The organism is Nonomuraea aridisoli (assembly GCF_003236395.1).
Lineage (GTDB): Bacteria > Actinomycetota > Actinomycetes > Streptosporangiales > Streptosporangiaceae > Nonomuraea > Nonomuraea aridisoli.
Genome location: NZ_POUD01000061.1, coordinates 1 through 23,312 on the forward strand (window position 1 = coordinate 1; position 23,312 = coordinate 23,312).

17 protein-coding genes and 1 pseudogene are annotated in these 23,312 nt (G+C 71.1%); 3 read left to right on the plus strand and 15 right to left on the minus strand.

Going from position 1 to position 23,312, the window contains the following annotated elements; genetic code table 11:
- The 10 genes and pseudogenes from C1J01_RS16815 to thrC form a co-directional block, all read right to left on the minus strand.
- Positions 1 to 1,517, minus strand: a pseudogene (locus C1J01_RS16815) (hypothetical protein); the annotation flags it as partial.
- Between the two features lie 88 nt (positions 1,518 to 1,605).
- The gene (locus tag C1J01_RS16820; RefSeq protein ID WP_111179917.1) at positions 1,606 to 2,253 is read right to left on the minus strand and encodes an L-threonylcarbamoyladenylate synthase; all 648 of its coding nucleotides are present in this window, start codon (positions 2,251 to 2,253) and stop codon (positions 1,606 to 1,608) included.
- A 118-nt stretch (positions 2,254 to 2,371) separates the two neighbouring features.
- The gene (gene prmC / locus C1J01_RS16825) at positions 2,372 to 3,226 is read right to left on the minus strand and encodes a peptide chain release factor N(5)-glutamine methyltransferase (protein WP_111179918.1); all 855 of its coding nucleotides are present in this window, start codon (positions 3,224 to 3,226) and stop codon (positions 2,372 to 2,374) included.
- On the minus strand, positions 3,223 to 4,275 hold the full coding sequence (gene prfA, locus C1J01_RS16830) for a peptide chain release factor 1 (RefSeq protein ID WP_111179919.1): 1,053 nt from the start codon (positions 4,273 to 4,275) through the stop codon (positions 3,223 to 3,225). The genes prmC and prfA overlap by 4 nt, the downstream gene beginning before the upstream one ends.
- An 86-nt stretch (positions 4,276 to 4,361) precedes the next feature.
- Positions 4,362 to 4,580, minus strand: a complete 219-nt coding sequence (rpmE, locus tag C1J01_RS16835) for a 50S ribosomal protein L31 (RefSeq protein WP_111179920.1) — start codon at positions 4,578 to 4,580, stop codon at positions 4,362 to 4,364.
- Between the two features lie 125 nt (positions 4,581 to 4,705).
- Positions 4,706 to 5,341: a response regulator gene (locus C1J01_RS16840; protein WP_111179921.1), complete on the minus strand. Its 636-nt coding sequence runs from the start codon at positions 5,339 to 5,341 to the stop codon at positions 4,706 to 4,708.
- Positions 5,342 to 5,350: 9 nt separating this feature from the next.
- Entirely contained in the window at positions 5,351 to 6,616 is a 1,266-nt protein-coding gene (locus C1J01_RS16845) for a sensor histidine kinase (protein WP_220039952.1), read from the minus strand.
- 135 nt (positions 6,617 to 6,751) lie between these two features.
- Positions 6,752 to 8,728, minus strand: coding sequence for a transcription termination factor Rho (gene rho, locus C1J01_RS16850; RefSeq protein ID WP_111179922.1), 1,977 nt, complete (start codon positions 8,726 to 8,728; stop codon positions 6,752 to 6,754).
- Between the two features lie 457 nt (positions 8,729 to 9,185).
- Positions 9,186 to 10,112 carry a homoserine kinase gene (gene thrB / locus C1J01_RS16855; RefSeq protein WP_111179923.1) on the minus strand — a complete coding sequence of 309 codons (927 nt, stop codon included), beginning with the start codon at positions 10,110 to 10,112 and terminating at the stop codon, positions 9,186 to 9,188.
- A 23-nt stretch (positions 10,113 to 10,135) separates the two neighbouring features.
- Positions 10,136 to 11,194, minus strand: coding sequence for a threonine synthase (thrC, locus tag C1J01_RS16860; protein ID WP_111179924.1), 1,059 nt, complete (start codon positions 11,192 to 11,194; stop codon positions 10,136 to 10,138).
- A 155-nt stretch (positions 11,195 to 11,349) separates the two neighbouring features.
- Between thrC and C1J01_RS16865 the strand changes: the two genes are divergently transcribed.
- Positions 11,350 to 12,822, plus strand: a complete 1,473-nt coding sequence (locus C1J01_RS16865) for a glycosyltransferase family 2 protein (RefSeq protein ID WP_111179925.1) — start codon at positions 11,350 to 11,352, stop codon at positions 12,820 to 12,822.
- 3 nt (positions 12,823 to 12,825) lie between these two features.
- Here the strand turns inward: C1J01_RS16865 and C1J01_RS16870 are convergent, their stop codons facing one another.
- The 5 genes from C1J01_RS16870 to C1J01_RS16890 form a co-directional block, all read right to left on the minus strand.
- On the minus strand, positions 12,826 to 13,896 hold the full coding sequence (locus tag C1J01_RS16870) for a glycosyltransferase family 2 protein (RefSeq protein ID WP_111179926.1): 1,071 nt from the start codon (positions 13,894 to 13,896) through the stop codon (positions 12,826 to 12,828).
- A 433-nt stretch (positions 13,897 to 14,329) separates the two neighbouring features.
- Entirely contained in the window at positions 14,330 to 15,619 is a 1,290-nt protein-coding gene (locus C1J01_RS16875) for a homoserine dehydrogenase (protein WP_268958696.1), read from the minus strand.
- A complete protein-coding gene (gene lysA / locus C1J01_RS16880) occupies positions 15,616 to 16,998 on the minus strand; it encodes a diaminopimelate decarboxylase (protein ID WP_111179927.1) in 1,383 nt (460 codons plus the stop codon). Before lysA ends, C1J01_RS16875 begins: the two co-directional genes overlap by 4 nt.
- 124 nt (positions 16,999 to 17,122) lie before the next feature.
- On the minus strand, positions 17,123 to 17,704 hold the full coding sequence (locus C1J01_RS16885; RefSeq protein WP_235854483.1) for an anticodon-binding protein: 582 nt from the start codon (positions 17,702 to 17,704) through the stop codon (positions 17,123 to 17,125).
- 36 nt (positions 17,705 to 17,740) lie between these two features.
- Positions 17,741 to 19,588, minus strand: coding sequence for a glycosyltransferase family protein (locus tag C1J01_RS16890; protein WP_181448793.1), 1,848 nt, complete (start codon positions 19,586 to 19,588; stop codon positions 17,741 to 17,743).
- Between the two features lie 83 nt (positions 19,589 to 19,671).
- Between C1J01_RS16890 and C1J01_RS16895 the strand changes: the two genes are divergently transcribed.
- A complete protein-coding gene (locus tag C1J01_RS16895; RefSeq protein ID WP_235854484.1) occupies positions 19,672 to 21,294 on the plus strand; it encodes an asparagine synthetase B family protein in 1,623 nt (540 codons plus the stop codon).
- A gap of 279 nt (positions 21,295 to 21,573) precedes the next feature.
- Positions 21,574 to 23,277 (plus strand): maltose alpha-D-glucosyltransferase, encoded by a 1,704-nt coding sequence (gene treS, locus C1J01_RS16900; RefSeq protein WP_111179930.1) that lies wholly within the window; start codon positions 21,574 to 21,576, stop codon positions 23,275 to 23,277.
- Positions 23,278 to 23,312 lie beyond the last annotated feature (35 nt).

Genomic DNA, 23,312 nt, shown 5'->3' on the forward strand with positions numbered 1-23,312 from the left:
GGGAGGGTGGATCCGCCCGCGGGGGTGCCTGCGTCGATCGAGCCTGGTCGGCCGTCCGGGCGGATGTCGCGTTCGGCCCACTGGCCCTGGCCGTACTCGCCGGCCGGGACCTCCACGGTCGGCATCTCCTGCGGCGCGACGTCCCTGTGGTTGTCGATCATGGCTCCGATCGCGTCGAGGTCGGGCGGGGCGGCCTCGACGGAGACCACGTCGTTGCCGTCGTTCGCCCAGTCGTCGACGTTCGAGGCGCCTCCCATGTCGGCGGCCCCGGCGACGCCACCGGCACCCGTGCCGTAGACGTCAGCGGTGCCTCCGCCGCCCTGCGGACCGGCGGAACCAGCCGTTCCTTGAGATCCAGCGGTGCCCGCCGTCCCGGTGCCTTCTCCGGTTCCGCCCGTTCCCTGAGGTACGCCGGTGTCGCCGGGGAGTTGCGGCATTTCGGCCGGTTGGAAGTCGTCGGTGTTCTCGAGCATGTCGGCAATTTGCTCGGCCGTCGGCGGGTCGACCGGTATCTGGATGACCTTGACACCGTCCACCACCACGACCTGCGGCTTGCCCACCCCGCCGGTGTCGTTCGCGGCGGGGGCGTCGGTCCTGCCGCCGTCACCCTCGCTCCCGCGATCGGGCGCACTGCCGGCGCCATCGCCCTTGGGCTGATCAGCGGGCCGATCCGTCGACTGATCGCCGCCGGTCCTACCATCCGCCCCGCTGCCCTGCCCCGCCTCGTTCCCTCTGCCCGCCCCGGTGTCCTCGGCATCGTCACAAGGCTTCCCGTCAGACCCGGTCGCCCCGTCACCACGCCCCTCAACGTCGGGCTTCCCATCGGATCCCGTCCCGCCTACATCCGGCTTCCCATCTGAGCCGGCCCTGCTGTCGGCGTCCGGCTTGCCCTCCGACCCAGAAGACCCACCCTCCGGCTTCCCATCCGAACCGGTCTTGTCGCTGGCGTCCGGCTTGCCCTCGGAGCCGGAGGAACCGCCGCCGTCCTGCTTCCGGTCGGAATCGGACTTGTCCTCGGCGTCCGGCTTGTCGGAACCAGTGGACCCTTCGGGGGCGGGCTTTCGGTCCGAGCCCGCGTCTGCGTCTGGTTTGCCGTTCGAACCCGCTGGGCCGGAGTCCGGTTTCTCCTCCGAGCCGTTCCGGCCGCCGCCGTCGGGCTTGTTCTCGGAGCCGGTGGACCCTTCAGGGGAAGGCTTGCCGTTGGAGCCCGGTGTGCCGGTGTCCGGCTTGCCGTCCGGACCCGCCTTGGGGGTGTCGCCGGCGGTCGGTGGTGTGCTCGGCTTCGGTCGGTCTTCGCGTTTCTCCAGGACGGCGAGGCGGGCGTTGACGTCCTTGACCATCGCGTCGGCGTCGTCGGCGATCTGCACCGGGCGGTACGTCGTCTGCGTCGAGACCCCCGCCCGGTTCATGGCGGCCCGCACGTGCTCCTCGACCGTACGCATCTGCGTGGCCGCGTGTTTCACCTCGGCCAGCAAGTCGCGGACCAGCTGCGGATCCATGCCGTCGAACTTGCCCATGGGCCACTCCCGGACGTATCGCCGCTCCGGGCCTCACCGTAGTCAGGGCCCGAGCGCGATGGCGGCCGGAATAATGAGCCGGTATACGTCAGTCGTCGGTTGCGACGTAGCCGATGATGCCGCGCAGCTTCTCCACCGGGATCGCCCCGCGGCGCAGCAGCCGGGGCACGGCCGTGGTGAGGTCGAGGATGGTGGAGGGCGTCTTGTCCGTGGTCGGGCCGCCGTCGAGGTAGACCTCGACCGAGTCGCCGAGCTGCTTCTCGGCCTCCTCGGCGGTGGTGGCCGGCGGCTCGCCGGAGCGGTTGGCGCTGGAGACGGCCATCGGCCCGGTCTCCTTGAGCAGGTCGAGCGCGACGGGGTGGAGCGGCATGCGTACGGCCACCGTGCCCTTGGTGTCGCCCAGGTCCCACGACAGGGCCCTGTTGGCCTTGCAGACCAGCGTGAGCGGCCCCGGCCAGAACGCGTCGACGAGATCCTGCCCGTACGGCCCGAGGTCGTCGACGAGCGCGGTGGCGGCCCTGACGGTGCCCACGAGCACGGGCGGAGGCATGTCGCGGCCCCTGCCCTTCGCGCCGAGCAGCGCGGTGACGGCATCGGGGGTGAAGGCGTCGGCGCCGATGCCGTAGACGGTGTCGGTCGGCAGGACCACGAGCTCGCCCCGACGTACGGCCGCCGCGGCCTCCATCACGCCGACGGTGCGTTGTGCGGGATCGGAGCAGTCAAAACGTCGTGCCACGGTCTTATGGCCTCACTCCGCTCGGCTGCGAAGCACTCGCGAGGCCTCCTCCTTCCTCCTGATCGGTCGCTCAGCTCCTCCTCAGCGTCAGGAGAAGGCCGCGCCGCTCGCATGCATCCTAATCCTGGCCCAGGCGGGCGGTGACGAACCGGTCTCTTCGGGTGAGGTCCTGGCGCAGGCGCACGTCACGCCAGCCGTTGTCCTCGGGGAACGTCAGGTAGACGGCCCTGCCCTGCTCGTCGGCGTGCTCGACGGCCACCCAGCCGCCGGGGCGCAGCAGGCGGCGTGCGGTGCGCTCGACCGCGCGCACCTCGCCGAGCCCGTCGTCGCCGGAGCCGTACAGCGCTCTCTTGGGGTCGTACTCGCGGACCTCGGGGTCACGCGGGATCGCGCCGGGCGGGATGTAGGGAGGGTTGGAGATGACCAGGTCGACCTTGCCGTTGAGCTCGGGCAACGCCTCGGCGAGGTCTTCGGGGTGCAGGTGGGTGCGCCCCTGGCCGTGCTCGGAGATGTTGCGCTTGGCCCAGGTGTACGCCGCCGGATCGACCTCCACGGCGTGCACCTCGGCCAGCGCCACCTCCTGCGCGATGGACAACGCGATGGCGCCGGAGCCGGTGCCGAGATCGACGACGAGCGGGGCGGTGACGTCCATCGCGCGCAGCGTCTCGATCGCCCAGCCGGCCATCACCTCGGTCTCGGGCCGCGGCACGAATACGCCGGGACCGACCGCGAGCTCCAGATAGCGGAAGTAGGCGTGGCCGGTGATGTGCTGCAGCGGCTCGCGGGCCTCACGCCGGGCGATGCCCTCCCAGAACAGGGCGTCGAAGTCGGAGTCCTTCACCGTGTGGAGCTCGCTCCTGCGCACGCCGTGGACGAATGCCGCTATCTCCTCCGCGTCGGTGCGCGGCGAAGGGACACCTGCCTCGGCCAGCCGGGCGGTGGCGAGAGCGATCTCGTCCAGCAGAAATGTCATGAGTGTTGTGCGAGCTTCTCCGCCATTTCGGCGTCGATGAGGGCCTGGGTGACGGCGTTGAGGTCGCCGTCGAGAACCTGGTCGAGGTTATACGCCTTGAAGCCGACGCGGTGGTCGGAGATGCGGTTTTCCGGGAAGTTGTAGGTGCGGACGCGCTCGGAGCGGTCGACGGTGCGCACCTGCGACTTGCGCTCGGCCTGGGCGGCGGCGTCGGCCTCCTCCTGCGCGATGGCCAGCAGCCGGGCGCGCAGGATGCGCATGGCCGACTCCTTGTTCTGCAGCTGGCTCTTCTCGTTCTGGCACGAGACGACGACGCCGGTGGGCAGGTGGGTGATGCGGACCGCCGAGTCGGTGGTGTTGACGCTCTGACCGCCGGGGCCGCTGGAGCGGTAGACGTCGATGCGCAGATCGTTGGGGTCGATCTGGACGTCGACCTCCTCGGCCTCCGGGTAGACGAGCACGCCCGCGGCGCTGGTGTGGATGCGGCCCTGCGACTCGGTGACGGGCACCCGCTGCACGCGGTGGACGCCGCCTTCGTACTTGAGCCTGGACCACACGCCCTCGTCGCCCTTGGCGCGGATGCCGACGGTGACGTCCTTGTATCCGCCCAGGTCGGAGGGCTGGCTGTCGATGATCTCGGTCTTCCAGCCGAGCCGCTCGGCGTAGCGGAGATACATCCGCAGCAGGTCGCCCGCGAACAGCGCGGACTCCTCGCCGCCCTCGCCCGCCTTGATCTCCATGATGATGTCCTTGTCATCGTTGGGATCGCGCGGGATGAGCAGGTGGCGCAGCCTGTCCTCGAGCTGCGGGACGCGCGCTTCGAGCTCGTCCGCCTCGGCGGCGAACGTGTCGTCCTCACCGGCCAGCTCCTTGGCCGCCGTCAGGTCGTCGCGGACCGACTCGAGCTCGCGGTACGTCGTGACGATGGGCGTGAGCTGGGAGTAGCGCCGGCCGAGGGTGCGGGCCTTGTTCTGGTCGGCGTGCACGGCGGGGTCGGCGAGCTGCGACTCCAGCTCGGAATACTCCTTGAGCAACTCGTCGAGATTCACCGTGTGTCCTTTTCCGTGGGTAGGGCCTTATCACCAACAACGCCGACCCGGCGCACCGGGGTGCGTCCGGGCCGGCGTCGGTGAAGCTACTTGCCCGCGGCCTTCTTGCCGAAGCGCTTCTCGAAGCGTGCCACCCGGCCGCCCGTGTCGAGGATCTTCTGCTTGCCCGTGTAGAACGGGTGGCAGGCGGAGCACACGTCGGCGTGGATCACGCCGTTCTTCGCGGTGCTGCGGGTGGTGAACGTGTTACCGCAGGAGCAGGACACCTGCGTCACGTGGTAGTCAGGGTGAATGTCGCGCTTCATGGCTGTCCTTTCGGGGCGCGGCCGCCGGGTCGCTTGTGGCATGCGTGAACCGGAACCGCGAAATCGGTCAGCTACCAGTGTGCCAGATCGTGCAACCATCCCAGGCCATCCGGCATTCCCCCGGGTCACCGGCCGAGGTACGTCAGCACCGCCAGCACCCGCCGGTGGTCCTCGGGCGCCGGGCCCAGCGACAGCTTGGCGAAGATGCCGGAGACGTGTTTCTCCACCGCGCCCTCGGTGACGACCAGACGGGCGGCGATGGCGGTGTTGGACCTGCCCTCGGCCATCAGCGCCAGCACCTGGCGCTCGCGCGGCGACAGGGAGTCGAGCGGCGCGCCGCGGCGCTGGCGGCTGAGCAGTTGCACGACCACCTCGGGGTCGATGACCGTGCCGCCCGCCGCGACCTGGCGCACCGCCGCCAGGAACTCGGCCACGTCGGCCACCCGTTCCTTCAGCAGGTAGCCGACGGCCCTGCCGATGAGCTCGCCGGCGTAGCGCTCCTCGACGTACTGCGACAGGACCAGGATGGGGAAGCCGGGCCGGGCCGCGCGCACCTGCAGCGCCGCGCGCAGGCCCTCGTCGGTGTGGGCGGGCGGCATGCGTACGTCGACGATCGCCAGGTCGGGGTCGTGCTCCTGCACGGCGGCCACCAGCGCGGGCCCGTCGGAGACGGCGGCGACGGTCTCGATGCCGCCGTCGGCGAGCAGGCGCGCGAGCCCTTCGCGCAACAAGACGGAGTCCTCGGCGATGACCACGCGCATGGCCCATGCCTACCACGCGCAGGGCAGCTCCGCGCGGACGAGCGTGGGGCCGCCCACGGGGCTGTGCAGCACGAGCACGCCGTCGATGGTGGCCGCCCGGTCGGCCAGCCCGGCGAGCCCGCCGCCGGGCACGAGACGGGCGCCGCCGACGCCGTTGTCCCACACGTCGACGACGACGCCGCGGTGGTCCCTGACCACTGAGACCGACGCCTCGGTGGCGCCGGAGTGTTTGGCCATGTTGGCCAGCGTCTCGGCCACGACGAAGTACGCGATGCTCTCCACCGCGGCCGGCGGGCGTTCGTCGACCTCGACGGAGACGTCCACCCGGATCGGCGCCCGAGCGGCCAGCCCGGACAACGCGGCGTCGAGCCCGCGGTCGCTCAGGATGGCCGGGTGGATGCCCCTGGCGAGGTCGCGCAGCTCGACGATGGCGGCCTTCGTGCCGGCGTGGGCCTGGGCGATGAGCGCCCTGGCCTCACCGGGGTCGCTGTCGAACTTGGCCTGCGCCCGCCCGAGGTCCACCGCCACCGACAGCAGCCGCTGCTGGGCGCCGTCGTGCAGGTCGCGCTCGATCCTGCGCCGCTCGGCCTCGGCGGCGTCGATGCCGCGCGCCCTGCTGGCGCGCAGGCGTTCCTCCTGGTTGCCACCGAGCAGCACGGTGGCCAGCGTGCCGTGCAGCCATCCCATGCCGCGCACCGCGTACGCCGACAACACCAGCAGCAGCATGCCCCCGAGCGTCGCCGCCAAGGTCCCGGGCCCGTTGTCGATCGTGAACACCGTCTGCACGCCCGCGCCGACGTACAGGGAGAACAGGACGGGCTGGACGATCAGCAGCGCCGTCGTCGTCCACAGCGCCACGGACAGGGCCGCCTCGACCGCGCCGAGCGGGAACAACATCAGCAGGTAACCGAGGTCCTGCCAGGTGGCGGAGTCGGTGAGCAACCAGCGCAGGTGCGCGCCGAGCCCGCGTCCGGGCCGCTCCCGGTACGGGTCGGCGATCCGGAGGCCCAGGGCGGCGCGCAGCAGGCGCCGCTCCAGCTTGGCCCCGCCCCGCCACATCAGCATGGCCGCCATCATCAGCGGAACGCCCACCCAGACCACGCTCAACGAGATCGAGGCCGGCACCACCACACCCAGCACCACGAACCACGCGAGCCCGAACACCCCGCTGACCACCAGGTACGGCGCCGCCCGCCACGTCATCGGGTCCACCAGCACGCCCACGGGCCCCTGCGGCCCGTACGGGACACGGTTCTTCAACGCGACCGATCGCATGCCCCCCAGCCTGCACGCCTGCGCGGCCGGGGTGAATACGGCGGACGCCAGTCCGGAGGTGGGGATAACCCCCGCCCCGGGAACGCGAAAGGGGCGCCGGGGAAACCCCCGACGCCCCTTGTACGCGCGGAACCGTCAGTCGCGGTCGTTGTTGACCGTGGTCTTCTGGACCTGCAGCAGGAACTCGGCGTTGGACTTGGTTTCCTTCATCCGGTCGAGCAGCAGCTCCAGAGCCTGCTGCATGTCGAGCGCGTGCAGCACCCGGCGCAGCTTCCAGACGATCTGGAGCTCTTCCTTGGCCATGAGGATCTCTTCCTTACGCGTGCCGGACGCGTCGACGTCGACCGCGGGGAAGATGCGCTTGTCGGCCAGGGAGCGGTTGAGCTTGAGCTCCATGTTGCCGGTGCCCTTGAACTCCTCGAAGATGACCTCGTCCATCTTGGACCCGGTCTCGACCAGGGCCGTGGCGAGGATCGTCAGCGAGCCGCCGTTCTCGATGTTGCGGGCGGCGCCGAAGAAACGCTTGGGCGGGTAGAGCGCCGTGGAGTCGACACCACCCGACAGGATGCGCCCGGAGGCCGGGGCCGCCAGGTTGTAGGCGCGGCCGAGCCGGGTGATCGAGTCGAGCAGCACGACGACGTCGTGGCCCAGCTCCACCAGGCGCTTGGCCCGCTCGATGGCGAGCTCGGCGACCGTGGTGTGGTCTTCGGCCGGACGGTCGAAGGTCGAGTGGATGACCTCGCCCTTGACCGACCGCTGCATGTCGGTGACCTCTTCAGGACGCTCGTCCACGAGCACGACCATGAGGTGGCACTCGGGGTTGTTGCGGGTGATCGCGTTGGCGATCGCCTGCAGCACCATCGTCTTACCGGCCTTGGGCGGCGAGACGATGAGGCCGCGCTGGCCCTTGCCGATCGGCGAGACGAGGTCGATGATCCGCGTGGTGAGGATGTTCGGCTCGGTCTCGAGGCGCAGGCGCTCCTGCGGGTAGAGCGGCGTCAGCTTGTTGAAGTCGGGCCGGTTGCGGGCCTGCTCCGGGTCCATGCCGTTGACGGTGTCGAGGCGGACCAGGGCGTTGAACTTCTCGCGCCGCTCGCCTTCGCGCGGCTGGCGGACGGCGCCGGTGATGACGTCGCCCTTGCGCAGGCCGTTGCGGCGGATCTGGGCGAGCGAGACGTAGACGTCGTTGCTGCCCGGCAGGTAGCCGCTCGTGCGCACGAAGGCGTAGTTGTCGAGGATGTCGAGGATGCCGGCGATCGGGATGAGCACGTCGTCGTCGCCGATGACGGGCTCGCCGCTGTCGAAGCGGTCACGGCCGCGGCCGCGGTTGCGCTCCCTGAAGCGGCCCCTGCGGCTGCGTCCGCCGCGCTCGTCGTCGTCGCCCCCGCGCTGGTCACCCCGCTGGTCGCCGCGCTGGTCACGGCTGCCGGAGTCGGCGGCGGCGCGGTCGCGCTGCTCGCCTCGGCCGCCGTCACGCTCGCCCCGATCACTGGAACGGTCGCCGGAACGATCGCTGGAACGGTCGCCCCGCTCACCGCGGTCGCCGGAACGGTCGCCGCGCTCGCCCCGCTCGCGGCGCTCGCCGCGGCTGCGGCGCTCACGCCGGCTCTCGCCCCGCTCGGCGCGGGACTCGCTCTGGTCGTTGTGCTGGCTCTGCTGCTCCACGACGGGCTCCGCCGGGGCGGCGACCGGCTCGGGCGCGCTCACCGCGGGCTCGGCGGCCTGGACCGCCGCGGCCTGCGCAGCGGGCTCCTCGGCCGCCTTGGTGCGGGAACGTTCCCTGCGTGTGCGGGTGGGCCGCTCGGCCGCGGGCGCCGTCTCCGTCGCGACAGGCGCGGGCGCCTCAGCCGCGGGAGCGGCCGCTGCCGCTGCGTCTCCGGAACCGCCACCCTGCTTCTCCTGGATGGCCGCGATGAGCTGGCTCTTCCGCATGCGCCCGGTCCCGCTGATGCCCAGCTCAGCCGCGATCTTCTGCAGCTCGGGCAGCACCTTGGCGGACAGGCCGGTGCCGGAGCGACGCGCACGCGGCTTGGCCGCAGCGCGGGTGGGGGTGTCGCCGGACGCCGGCTCAGCGCCTGATGCGTCGGAGAGGAGTTCGGTGGTGTCGCTCAACTAAAAGGTCCTTCCCAGGGGTCGGGCGCCGGTTTTGTTCTGCCGGGCGTCCCGGAGGTGCTTGCGATCCGGCGGGACAGACCGGGTCGGGGTGCACTTTGCGATCTTCGGCTGTCGCTGGAGACGGCCGCCACTCTTGGGGAGGGGTTCGTCCACGCCGCCGATGGCGCTTGGCGCGTGACTGACACCCCCCAGATTGCTGTCGCCAACCAGACGTCGAGATGATTCGAACGCGCACGTCCCCGTCGTCGCCACCTCGCGTCGAGCCAACCGGGTGTGGGCCAACCGGAGGCGACGGATTCCGGGGAGACAGCCGCGCTGCTCACGCCTCGCGACGTGAAGCATGATGCAGCGATGTTTGGCTGACAAGCACGCACCCACCAAGGGGGCATCTGGTGCGGCTATCAGCCTAACATCACCAGCGCACACGGCTATTCCCTGAAGGTCTAAAGAGGTATCAGCGTGTCTCGGGGAACTGAACGTTCGCACCAACCGGGTCGACGTCCATTTGCTGGATGTGCCAGTCATTACCCACTTCTGGCGCGATCAAATCCTGCGTATCCGAGGTCGAAAACGCAAGAACCGTGGGACCCGCTCCCGAAACGACCGCGGGCACGCCCACTGCACGGAGACGTTCTACCAGATCCACGCTCTCCCGCATCACAGGCGCGCGGTAACGCTGGTGGAGACGGTCTTCTGTGGCGGCAAGCAGCAGCTCTCGCTCGGGCCGCAGGGTCAACGCGGCGATCAGCAGCGCGGCCCGGCCGGCGTTGAAGGAGGCGTCCTTGTGGGGCACGTCCTTCGGCAGCAACCCCCTTGCGGCCTCCGTGGACAGGCGCGCCGCCGGGATGGCGACGACCGGGCGGATCCGCTGGTCAGGGGTTACTTTCAGCTTACGGGGCGCGCCGGAGTGGTCGGACCACGCGATGGTGAGCCCACCGGCCAGGCAGGGGGCCACATTGTCGGGATGGCCCTCCATTTCGGTGGCCAACGCGAAAACGGCGTCGTCGCTCATTTCGCTATCAGCCAAAGCGCGGGCGGCGAGAATGCCCGCGCACACCGCCGCCGAGGACGATCCGAGGCCGCGCGCGTGCGGGATGCGGTTGCGGCAGCGGAGGCGGATGCCCTCCGGCTGCGGCACCCCCATGAGCCCGAACGCCCGCCGCATGGCCTTGACCACCAGGTGGCCCTCGCCGGTGTCGACCTCGCCCGCGCCCTCGCCCTCGACGGTGACGTGCACGCCCGGCGCGTCGGTGAGCGTGGCCTCGACCTCGTCGTTCAGGCTCAGCGCGAGGCCGAGGGCGTCGAAGCCCGGCCCCAGGTTCGCCGACGTGGCGGGCACGCGGATAACCACGGTCCTCACGTTCGCGTCATCACTCCTCATGCCCCGCAGGGCGTCGTGCCGGGTCAGGCGAGGTCGAGCGCCGCCGCGGCGGCGTGGACGTCGATGGGGATGACGACCGGCGCCGGCGCGCCCGAGATGGCCCAGTCGGGGTCTTTCAGGCCGTTGCCGGTGACCGTGCAGACGATGCGCTGCCCCGGCGCGACCATGCCCTGCGCGTGGGCCTGCAGCAGGCCGGCGACGCTGGCCGCCGACGCGAGCTCGACGAACACGCCCTCTTCCTGCGCCAGCAGTTTGTACGCCGCCGCGATCTGCCGGTCGGTCACCGCCTGGATGGCCCCGCCCGACTCGTCGCGGGCGGCGGTGGCCAGCGACCAGGAGGCCGGGTTGCCGATGCGGATGGCGGTGGCGATGGTGTGGGGATGGGCCACGGGCGCGCCCTGCACGATCGGCGCCGCGCCGCTGGCCTGGAAGCCGAACATGCGCGGCCGCTTCGTCGCGATGCCGTCGTCGAAGTATTCCTGGTAGCCCATCCAGTAGGCCGAGATGTTGCCGGCGTTGCCCACCGGGATGCAGTGGATGTCGGGGGCGTCGCCGAGCGTGTCGACGATCTCGAACGCCGCGGTCTTCTGCCCCTGCAGCCGGAACGGGTTGACGGAGTTGACCAGCGCGATCGGGTAGCTGGACGACAACTTGCGGGTCATCTCCAGGCAGTCGTCGAACGACCCCTCGACCTGCAGCAGCGTGGCCCCGTGGACGAGCGCCTGGGCCAGCTTGCCCATCGCGATCTTCCCCCGCGGCACCAGCACGGCGCAGGTCAGCCCCGCGCGCACGGCGTAGGCGGCGGCCGAGGCCGAGGTGTTGCCGGTGGAGGCGCAGATGACCGCCTTGGCGCCCTCTTCGACCGCCTTGCTGATGGCCATGGTCATGCCGCGGTCCTTGAAGCTGCCCGTCGGGTTGGCGCCCTCCACCTTCAGGTAGACGTCGCAGCCGGTGAGGGCCGAGACGCGGTGGGCGGGCACCAGCGGGGTGCCGCCTTCGAGCAGCGTGACGACGGGCGTTTTCGCGGTCACCGGAAGACGCTCGCGGTATTCCTCGATGAGGCCACGCCACGACCTGCTCATGATGACTCCCTACCTGCGGTGCTGGCCATTGAGTCTACGGGGTGCGGGACGCTGCCAGGGATCCGCGTCCACGGGTCGGAACGTCCATGCGACAGAGTCACTATTCAGGAAATTCTCAGCATCTCCCGATAAGGTCCCGGCAGGGGGTCACGACCATGGACGCGCGTCCTGCTCTGAGGCAGAACGACTATTCACCGGTGGCCGCGCCGCAGCTCGGCGCCTGGTCACCCGCCCTTTCCGTCAGCGTGGTGGTACCGGCGCACGGCGGGCAGGACAAGCTCGACCTGACGCTCGCCGCGCTGGCGGCGCAGACGTACCCGGACCATCTCATGGAGGTCCTCGTCGTCGACGACGGCAGCCGGCCGCCCCTGCGGCTCCCCGAGATCCGCCCGGTCAACACCCGGCTCGTACGCGTCGAGGACGGCTGGGGCATCTCCAACGCCGTCAACACCGGCGCGAAGGCCGCCGAGGGCGAGATCATCCAGCGGCTCGACTCCGACATGGTGGCCTGCCGCGAGCACATCGAGGCGATGGCCCGCTGGCACCACGTGACGGACTATCTCGTCACGATCGGGATGAAGAGGTTCGTGGAGGATCGGCCGCTCACGCCCGAGCAGATCTACCGGGCGGGGCACCTGGGAGAGCTGTTCGACCTGGACGCGGCCAAGCCGAGCTCCACCGAGGCGACGATCGAGAAGACCGACGGGCTGCGCAAGAGCCGCAATCCGTACCACGTGTGCACGGGGCCGACCGTCGCCCTCCCGAGAGAGGTCTTCCACGCCGTGGGCGGGCTCGACCCGACGGTGGCGAGGGGCGGCGACACCGAGTTCGCCTACCGGCTGGCCATGCACGGCGTGGTGTTCGTGCCCGACATGGCCGCACAGGCGGTTCACCTCGGGTTGCCGGCACAGCACCGCGACCGGGAGCGGGCGGTGCGGGCGGTGCACTCGTACCTCGCGCATCGCATCCCGATGCGGCGAGACCTGCGCAAGGACCGGGGCCGGCGGTGGCTGGTGCCGTACGTGGAGGTCGTGCTCGACGTCGCCGACGCCCCCGAGCAGGTGGTGCGCGAGGCGGTGTCGGCGGCGCTCGACGGCAAGCTGCAGGACATCGTCGTGACGCTGGTCGCACCGTGGTCCCGGCTGGACGATTCACAGCGTTTCAGCCTGTCCGACCCGTACTTCGAGCTGCGGCTGATGCGCGACCTGTTCTGCCACGACGAACGGGTGCGGCTGATCGACGAGGCCGCGCCGACGCCCGCGCCGATCCCGTTCCGCTACCGGGGGCCGGTGGACGTGCCGCTGCACCGGGCGACGCTGGAGCGGATGATCGAGTCGGTGCAGAAGGACCTCGCGGGCGTGCTGGTCGTCGACCTGGAGGACGGGCGTACGGCCCGGCTCGAACGGACCTCGGCGCTCGGCCGCGCCGCCCTGCTCACCGGGCCCGGCGACGACCTGGACGCGGTCATCGACACCACCCACGGGGTGCGCCACGAGCCGCCCGGCCGGTACTGGCCCGCCCCGGCCCAGCCGGCACCGGTCACCATCCCGCCCCCCGCACAGGTGGCGGTCGAGGCGGCGGAGAAGACGTTGCTGCGGCGGCTGAGGTCGGCGCTGCGCCCCAACTGACGCTCAGCCGGCTTCCATGAGCAGGCTCGGGCGGAACCCGTGCCACTGGTTGACGGCCACCTTGAGGAAGTGGGCGAGCGGCAACTGCCAGGTGTGCTCGCCGCCGAGGCCGCGGCGCAGGACGTACCCGAGCCCGTGGGTGCGGTAGATGCGCGTGCCGGCCTCGTGGGCGGCTTTCAGGAATTCGCGGTCGACGGCCCGCGGAAGGGCGGGAAATCCGCCGATGTCGTGGAACTTCTTGCGAGGCACCATGATCGTGCCGCCCGCCACGTGGTCGGCGTACACCTCGCTCGGGTAGGTCGCGCCGGTGGCGAACGTCGTGCGCCGGATCGTCGTGCGCAGCGGCTCCAGGTAGAAGAACTCGGCCGTCGTGCCCACCACGTCGGCCTCGGCGTACGACAGGGCCATGAACAGGTCGGCCAGGTGGCGGGGGCCGTACCAGTCGTCGTCGTCCCACTTGGCGAGGTGGTCGCCCTCGGCCAGGGCGGCGGCGCGGTTGAGCACCTCGCCGAACGGCACCGACTGCTCGGCCTCGACCCACCGCACGGGCAGCGTGCAGGACTCGACGGCCTCGCGTACGCGCTCGAACGGCACCCCGTGCAGGCTCAGCAGCACCTCGGCCTCGACGTCGCGCTGGCGTTCCATCTGGGCCAGGGCGGAGGCGACCAGGGCCGGGCGGCGGGTGGACATGACGATGCTGACCTTCGGCGGCCGCACGGGGTGGGCCAGGCGGCGCAGGCGCACGCTGTGCTCCTCGCGCCGCAGGTCCGCCACGGAACGCAACCCCCCGGGGGCGTGCTCCAGCCAGTCGCGATCGGTGAGCAGCTCCGCCAGTGCGGCGGGCACCCAGGGCTCGGCACGCTCGGCGGTCAACGGGATGCCGGCGCCGGCCAGCCGCATCAGCCCGTCCAACGGCGCCTCACGCTCCGGCCACTCGACCTCCAGGGCACGCAGCACACGCAGCTCCGGCACGACAGGCGTCCGCCCGTCGACCACCCAGCCGCTGCCGGCCCAGCGCAGACGGGCCGTCCCCGCCTCCGGCGTACGCACGAAGCCACAAGGGGTGTCGGACAACTGACCGCTCCTCGACCGCTGGGATTGAACCGGCGCCTACCTTACGCCTCCCGTTTCTCCCCTTGTGCGAACTTCCCCGCCGTAAGCGGTGCTCTCCTTCCTTCTGTTACGCGCTGCCGTGGCCCGCCACCCACCGTCGCGGGCGGGCGCCCGTCCAGGGAAACGCCCGCTGACCGTTCAGTGGCGCACCGCCGTTACGGAGCGCTCCGCCGGCCGTCTCCGTGGTCGATCCGTTGACCACGGAGACGCGCAACGGGGGCTCGCGTAGCGGCGGGCGAGCGGTGAAGGGTCAGCGGCCGTTTCCCTCGAGGGCCTTCGGCCGAAGTGCGGCGGGTGGCCGGCCACGGCGGCGCCGTAACGGATGATTTTGGGGGCGGCGAAGTGCGGCGGGCGGCCGCGGCGACGGCTGCCTGCCCTGACGCCTGAGCCGCCGCTAGTCGTCGCCCTCGACGCGCATGACGCTGGCCACGGCGCGGACGATGTCGAGCTCGCGCAGGCCCTCCATGGTGGCCGTCAGGGCGGCGTCGGTGGCGCGGTGGGTGACGATGACGAGCTGGGCGTCGTCGCCGTGACCCTCCTGGCGCACGGTCTGGATCGACACGTCGTGCTTGGCGAACAACTCGGCCACCCGGGCCAGCACGCCCGGCTTGTCGGCCACGTCGAGGGCCACGTGGCAGCGCGTGACGGTCTCGCCCATCGGGTGGACGGCCAGGTGGGCGTAGGTCGACTCCTCCGGGCCGCGGGTGCCGGCCAGGCGGTTGCGGCCCACGGCCACCAGGTCGCCCAGCACGGCCGAGGCCGTCGGCGCCCCGCCCGCGCCCTTGCCGTAGAACATCAGCTGCCCGGCCGACTCGGCCTCCACGAACACCGCGTTGTACGCCTCGCGCACCCCCGCCAGCGGATGGCTGCGCGGGATCATCGCCGGGTGCACCCGCACGCCGAAGGTGCGGCCGTCGTCGGAGCGGGCGCAGATGGCCAGCAGCTTGATGACGTAGCCCATGGCCTTGGCGGAGGCCACGTCGGTGGCGGTGATGTCGGTGATGCCCTCGCGGTGCACCTGCTCGGCCGTCACGCGGCTGTGGAAGGCCAGCCCCGCCAGGATGGCGGCCTTGGCGGCGGCGTCGAAGCCCTCGACGTCGGCCGTCGGGTCGGCCTCGGCGTAGCCCAGCGTCTGGGCCTCCTCCAGGGCGTCGAGGAAGGACGCGCCCGTGGAGTCCATCTTGTCGAGGATGTAGTTGGTGGTGCCGTTGACGATGCCGAGCACCCGGGTGACGCGGTCGCCGGCCAGCGACTCGCGCAGGGGCCGCAGCAGCGGGATCGCGCCCGCCACGCTGGCCTCGAAGTAGAGGTCGCCGTTGCCCGCCCTGGCGGCTTCGTGCAGCGTCGCGCCGTCCTCGGCCAGCAGCGCCTTGTTGGCGGTGACCACGGACTTGCCGCGTTTCAGGGCGGAGACGATCAGCGAGCGGGCCGGCTCGATGCCGCCGATGACCTCGATCACGATGTCGACGTCGTCACGGGTGACCAGCGACTCGGCGTCGGTGGTGAACAGCGCCGGGTCGACCTCGACGTCGCGCTTGCGGCCCAGCCGGCGCACGGCCACCCCGGCCAGCTCCAGCGGGGCCCCGACGCGGGCGGCCAGGTCGGCGGACTGCTCGTGCATGAGCCGGATGACCTGCGAGCCGACCACGCCGCAGCCCAGCAGCGCCACTCTCAGCGGTTTCACAGCTGCCCCCTCAACAGGTCGTCCTCGGTCTCGCCCTGTACGATCACCCGGGATACGCCGCCCGAGACGGCGACCACGGCGGGCTTGGGCAGGTAGTTGTAGTTGCTGGCGAGCGAGCGGCAGTAGGCGCCGGTCGCGGCCACCGCGATCAGGTCTCCGGGGACGAGGTCGGCGGGCAGGTGGACGTCGCGCACGATGATGTCGCCGCTCTCGCAGTGCTTGCCGACCAGGCGGCTGAGCATGGGCCCGGCCTCGCTCTCGCGGCTGGCCAGCACGGCGGTGTACTCGGCGCCGTAGAGGGCGGTGCGGACGTTGTCGCTCATGCCGCCGTCGACGCTGACGTAGGCGCGCAGGCCCTCGACGTCCTTGACCGTGCCGACCTCGTAGAGGGTGATGCCGCCGGGGCCGACGATCGTGCGGCCGGGCTCGACGGTCAGGCGGGGCACCGGCAGCCCGGCCTCGACGCAGACCTTGGTGACGATCTCGCGCAGGCCGTCGGCCAGCTCTTTGATGTCGGGGGCCTCGTCGCCCTCGACGTAGGCGATGCCGTAGCCGCCGCCGAGGTCGAGCTCGGGCAGGACGACGCCGTGTTCTTCCTTGATCTCCACGAGCAGCGTGGCCAGGCGCCGGGCGGCCACCTCGAACCCGGCCGTGTCGACGATCTGGGAGCCGATGTGGGAGTGGAGCCCGACGAGCTCCAGCTGCGGCAGCGCCAGGATGCGGCGGACGGCCTCGGCGGCGGCGCCGGTGTTGAGCGACAGGCCGAACTTCTGGTCGTCGTGGGCCGTGGCGATGAACTCGTGGGTGTGGGCCTCGACGCCGGTGGTCACCCGGATCATCACCTTGGGCCGCTGGCCGAGCTGGTCGGCGAGGTGGCCGAGGCGGGCGATCTCGTCGTAGGAGTCGACCACGATGTGGCCGACGCCGGCCTCCAGCGCCCTGGTGAGCTCGGCGGCGGACTTGTTGTTGCCGTGCATGGTGATGCGGCCGGGCGGGAACCCGACGCTCAGCGCGACCGCCAGCTCGCCGCCGCTGGCCACGTCGAGGCCGAGGCCCTCGGCCTCGAGCCAGCGCACCATCTCCTTGCACAGGAACGCCTTGCCGGCGTAGTGGACCTCGGAGTCGGCGAACGCGGTGGCGTAGTCGCGCATGCGCGAGCGCACGTCGTCCTCGTCGAGGACGTAGAGAGGGGTGCCGTGCTCGCGGGCGAGGTCGCGGACGTCCACGCCGCCGACCGTGAGGGCGCCGTCGGCCCTGGCCGACGTTCGGGGCCAGATCGCGGGGTTGATCCGGTTGAGGTCGGCGGGCGCCTGCGGGGGGCGCTCCTGGGGAAGCATCTCGGCGTGCCTGTCCCCGGCGGGATGGACGTATCGACTCACCCGATCGAGGCTATCGGAAGCGCAAGTGCGCCATGACCCACTGCCCACGTATCGAGACGCGATCAAGGCCACCAGGGGATATTTTTACGATTTATCGCCGTTTGGCCGGATAATTTGTGCTTTATTACAGTCGCTCCGGTCCCGGGAGTACCGTCGCCACCGCCTGTGCCAGGCGTACCCGGGCCGTGTGCACCGGGCCGGGCTCCTCGTCCCCGACCGGGACGGCCGGCACGCGTTCGCAGGCGTCGTGGTAGGCCAGCGCCAGCCGCAGCAGATAGCTCTCCCAGCCGGGGTCCCGGCTCCGCCGGCGGCCCGGCAGCTCGGCCAGCACGCGCAGCACCGCCCGGTGCGGGGGGTCGTCCAGCAGCTCGGGGCGGAACCCGCGCTCGGGCACCCCGAGGTCCCGCGCCCACCGCCGCACGGCGCAGGCCCGCGCGTGCGCGTACCGGACCACGAACCCGGGGTTGTCCCACGTGCGCGGGAAGTCCGGCCAGCCGGGCTCGGGCACGTCCAGCGGCCCGACCGACTCCACCAGCTCCCCCGGGACGGTGACGGCGATGCGCAGGAAGCCGTTCGGCCGCACCTCGACCGAGGCCACGCCGTCCAGCTCCCGCACCCGGGCGGCGAGTTCCTCGGCCGGCACGCCCCGCCGCAGCGCCGCCGCGGAGACGTACACGGCCTCCCGCTCCCATGTGCCCTCCGGCACGGGGGGCTCCCCCAGGATCCCGGCCAGCACGACGGGTCAGATCAGCGCGTGGGGCTCGGCGGAGCCGTATTCGACCAGCTGGGCGGCGCCGAGCAGCCAGCGGTCCTCGTCGCGGACGCGGACGTAGCCGAACCGGTCGGCGGAGAAGACCTTGATCCCGTCGGTACGGCACTGCCGCATGAGCACCTCGTCCCAGCCGTCGGTGAGGTCGGCGAAGCGCAGCTCGCGCAGGGTGTTGCGGCGGGCCAGCAGGGTGGCGCCGGCGATCTCGGGCACGTACGCGTACTCGGCGTCGGGCTGCTTGAGCAGCGTGGCCTGCGGCTTGCGCAGGTGGGCGTAGTACGCGGCCTTGCCGACGATGTCGGCCGTCGTGAACAGGAACGCCCGCTTGAGGTCGGTCAGGTAGTGGGAGCCGTAGACGTCGCGCGGGTCCATGACCGCCACCAGGTCGGACTCGCACAGGTCGAGCCCGGCGTTGAGCATCGCGCCCTCGGTCATCGCCGGCTGCGGCCGGCGGTACACGACCTCGACGTCGGGCAGCACGTCGCGGGCGCGCAGCTCGGCCTCCGGCGGCCCGATGACGATCACCTGGTCGACGCCCGACTGCTTGGCGACCTGGGCGAGCGCGTGCTCCATCAGGTACGGGTCGAGGATCGGCAGCAGTACCGAGGTGGTCAGCGTGGCCCGGGCGCTGGGCAGCCCGATCGCGTCGAGCATCTCGTCGACGCGCTCGCTCATCGTCCCCATCTGGTACGCCCGCCGCAGCGCCACGTGCGCCCGCCGTGAGTCGGCCTCCGTGCCGATGGGCGTGCCGCAGGCGGCGATCTCTGCCAGCCGCCACTGCGGCGTGCCCGGCGGGCAGTCGGCCGCGGCCGGCCAGCGGTAGGAGGTCAGCACGTCGGGGTAGGCCAGGTGGCCGGGCAGCAGTTGGTCGAGCGTGAGCACCCGGTCGATGCGCCCCCCGGCCAGCGGCAGCGGGTTGTGCACCCGCGGCTGCACGCCGAACGACAGACGCGGCCAGGCCACCGACAGGTCGGCGGTGAACCGGTGCTCGAACAGCTCGGCCGCCCGGGCGTAGGCGGAGACGTCGCCCTTGGTGTGCCAGAAGACCGTGCGGATGCCACGCTCGGCGCACCAGGCCAGCAAGCCCTTGAGGCCCTCGCCCGGCTCGCCGGTGATCTCCTCGGCCCACGGGCCCTGCGTGACCGACTCGACGACCAGCAGGTGGGGCACCTCCAGCGGGAGTATCCGGGCGAAGTCGCGCGGGGTGAACCCGGTGGTCTGCCGCCACTCGTAACGCAGCAGCGCCTCGGCGTGCGGGTCGGCGACCACCGCGGCCGTCAGGTGGGGCCGCGTGTTGGGGCCGGTCGGCACCCGGAACGGCTTGAGCTTGAACGAGGCCCCGTTGACCGTCCTGGTCGTGGCGGTGGCCTGGTAGGCGGCGCCCGGGCGCTCGTCCTTGGGCTTGGCTGCGACGGCCACCGGCCTGCGCTTGGGCGCGGTGGGCCGCTTGACCGGCTTGGCGGCGCCCTTGAGGCCCTTGGCCAGGCGGACCGGGTTGTTCTTGCCGCTCTTGATGGCGTCGCCGAGGCGGTTCCAGCGGGCGACCTTGATGGAGGAGAGCTTCCAGTTGGCGACCTCGGCCTGGAAGCGCTGCTCGGCCAGCTCCTTCCTGAGCCGCTCGGCGGCGGCCTGCTCGGCGGCCAGGCGCGCCTCGGTCTCGCTCAGCCGCTCGGCCAGCACCCTCGCCTCCTCCGCGGCCTGCTCGGCGCCCGCCAGTTTGGCCTGGGCGGCGTCCAGCAGCCTCGCCAGCTCGGCCGCGCGCTCGGCCTGGGCGACCGCGTCTCGCAGCGCCCGCCGCGTGCTCTCCAGCTCCGTGCTCACCGGGACCTCCGCTCTCTCAGCCCGGCAAAGGATACTCTTTTGCGGGAAGCGTCTCGAAGGGATGAGATCCGGTGCAGTTCAACGTGCGACCCTACGTATGCGGCGCTCTCGGCCGGATCGACCCCGCCCTTATCGGCAAACTGACCGCCGCGGGCCCCCGGGTGCGCCCCGCGCTGCAGACCGAGGAGGCGGCGCTGTTCAGCTCGGCGCCGCTGCCGCCCTACCACCGCGACGGCGACTCGTACGCGTTCGCGTGGGGCGAGCGCAGGCCGAAGACCGCCGACGACTGGATCACGGTCGCGGAGACGTACGAGACGCCGGGGCTGATCGGCGACGCCGACCGGGTGACGTTGCACACCGGCGGGCTGGGCCTGGTCGACGTCTACTACGTCCGCCAGGGCGACGCGGTCTACTTCTCCTCGCTCATCCAGCCGCTGCTGACCCTCGTGCCGATCGAGATCGACTGGTCGGCGTGGGCCTCGATCCTGCAGGTGACGTTCCCGCTGGGCGAGGCGACGCCGTACACGGAGGTCAAGCGGCTGCCGGGGGCGAGCGCGCTGGTGTTCCGGCACGGCGTGCTCACCACCGAGCGCCGGCTGCCGCGCTGGCTGCGCACCGAGCCGTACGAGGCGTGGATCAGCCCGCACGAGATCGTCGAGCTGCTGCACAAGGTCTACGAGGACTACGACGGGCGCAGGCTGCTCGTCCCGGTGAGCGGCGGCTACGACTCGCGGCTGCTGGCGAGCGTGGCCAAGGCCAGGGGCGCCGACGTCGAGTCGTGGACGACCAGCCCCGACGACGGCACCGACACCGACATCGCCTTCGCCCGCGCGATCACCAGGGAGCTGGGCATCCCCCACCGGGTGATCACGCAGGACGCCGCCGACTACCCGGCCGACGCCGCCGAGGTGGCCCGCCGGCTGGAATACCTGACCCCCCACCACGCCTGGTACGCCCCCTTCGCCAAGGAGGTGCACGGCTCGGGCCGGATCCTCGTCGACGGCCTGGCCGGCGGGCCGCTGCTGAAGAACTTCATGGTCAGCGGGGCCGCGCTGGAGGCCAGGACGCAGGCCGAGCGCTCGCAGGCCGTGCTCGACTCCCTGTCGCTCGGGCAGCCGTCGCAGCCGTTCCTGTCGAAGGCCGCCGCGCAGTGGATGGACGAGATCGTGCGCGAGCAGTTCACCGCGGCCACCTCCATGCTCCACGGGCACCGGGCCGAGCTGCCGCTGTCGGTGCTGCACACCCGCACCGTGCGCGGCATCGCGCGCTCGGCGGTCAACCTGGTGGGGCCTGAGGCGTCGTTCGCGGCGCCGTTCATCCATCCCGAGTTCTTCGACGCGGCGCTGTCGGTCGGGGTGGCCAGGAAGGACAAGGGCCGCTTCTACCGCGAGGTGCTCTACGCGGCCAACCCGCGGGTGGCCGCGCTGCCGTCCACCAACGTGGTCAAGCAGCCCCTCCAGCGGGTGCCGTTGCGGTCCACGGCGGCTCCGGCCCGAAATTATTCGCACCGGATGCTGGAGACGGTGGTGAGCAAAGTGCCAGGTCTGCTGTCCGACGAGATGCACGAAGTGGTCGCGGCCGGGCCCGACGCTCTGACCAGGTTCAACGGGTGGAATGACCGCTTCTGGGTGAGAGGTCTGGTCTTGTTCGGACTGTGGCTGAGTGACGTGGAGAACGACGTCTCTGACCTGACGCCGCCTTTTTAGTGAACTCTGGGTAACAGGGCGATTACGTACCGATCTCGCGGGTATTAACCCTCGCACAGCAGAAGCGGGTTCCGGAGAGCCAACGGGCTGGTAGTGTTCGGCCCGTAAGCGCCGCACAAACGGGCACCAGATCACAAATCCGGTTCCGTTCGAGGGCATGGGGTTCGCAGGGATGACGACTCCACGCGGCGCGGTCACCACATAACAACGCCGGGGAACCGGTGACTTCGTCCTGCCCACATCTCTTCCTGTGAGCGACATATGATCAACGCATCCCCAATGCCGGAGCCGATCTCCGAGGCGTTCGTCTCGGAGGATCCAGCCTGGTACAAGCGGGCGGTGTTCTACGAGGTGCTCGTCCGGGGGTTCAAGGACTCCAACGGCGACGGCACCGGCGACCTGCGCGGTCTCATCGAGAAGCTGGGCTACCTCGAGTGGCTCGGCGTGGACTGCCTGTGGCTGCTGCCGCTGTACGAGTCGCCGCTGCGCGACGGCGGGTACGATATTTCGGACTATATGAAGATCCTCCCGGACTTCGGGGACTTGGGGGATTTTGTCCAGCTGATCGAGAAGGCCCACGAACGCGGCCTGCGGATCATCACCGACCTCGTGATGAACCACACCAGTGATCGGCACCCCTGGTTCCAGGCGTCCCGGCACGACCCCGAGGGGCCGTACGGCGACTTCTACGTGTGGTCCGACAACCCCGGCGGATACCCCGACGCGCCGATCATCTTCATCGGCGCCGAGGAGTCCAACTGGACCTACGACCCGGTGCGCAAGCAGTACTACTGGCACCGTTTCTTCCACCACCAGCCGGACCTCAACTACGACAACCCGGCGGTGCAGGAGGCCATGCTGGAGGTCCTGCGGTTCTGGCTGGACCTCGGCATCGACGGGTTCCGGCTGGACGCGGTGCCGTACCTGTTCGAGCGGGAGGGCACGGCGTGCGCGGGGCTGCCCGAGACGCACGCGTACCTGAAGAAGATCCGCGCGGAGGTCGACCGGCTCTACCCCGACCGGGTGCTGCTGGCCGAGGCCAACGGCTGGCCCGAGGATGTCGTGGAGTACTTCGGCGACCCGACCACGGGAGGTGACGAATGCCACATGGCCTTCCACTTCCCGCTGATGCCGCGCATCTACATGGCGGTCAAGAAGGAGACCCGCGAGCCGATCTCCGAGATCATGTCGCTCACGCCCAAGCTGCCGGAGAACGCGCAGTGGGGCATCTTCCTCCGCAACCACGACGAGCTCACGCTCGAGACGGTGACCGAGGAAGAGCGCGACTACATGCACAACGAGTACGCCAAGGACCCGCGCATGCGGGCGTACCTCGGCATCCGCCGCCGCCTGGCCCCGCTGCTCGACAACGACCGCGACCGCATCGAGCTGTTCACCGCGCTGCTGCTGTCGCTGCCGGGCTCGCCGATCATCTACTACGGCGACGAGATCGGCATGGGCGACAACATCTGGCTGGAAGACCGCGACTCGGTGCGCACGCCGATGCAGTGGAGCCCCGACCGCAACGCCGGGTTCTCCTCGGCCGACCCGGGGCGGCTCTACCTGCCCGCGGTCATGGACCCGATCTACGGCTACCAGGCGGTCAACGTGGAGGCCCAGCAGCGCCACGAGGGCTCGCTGCTCCACTTCACCCGCAAGATGCTGGAGATCCGCCGCCGGCACCCGGTGTTCGGCACGGGGGCGTACACCGAAATGTGGTCGTCGAACCCGGCCGTGCTGACGTACGTCCGCGAGGAGCGCGACGACGTGATGTTGTGCGTCAACAACCTGTCGAAGTTCCCGCAGCCGGTGGAGCTGGACCTGCGGCGCTTCGAGGGCATGATCCCGGTCGAGGCGCGCGGCGGGGTGCACTTCCCCAGGATCGGGGAGCTGCCGTACCTGCTGACGCTGCCGGGGCACGGCTTCTACTGGTTCGCGCTGAAGCAGGACGAGAGCGAGGAGCAGCCGGTCCGCCTGGGCTGAGCTCGACGACATCTGACGCCCGCGGCCGATGGGGC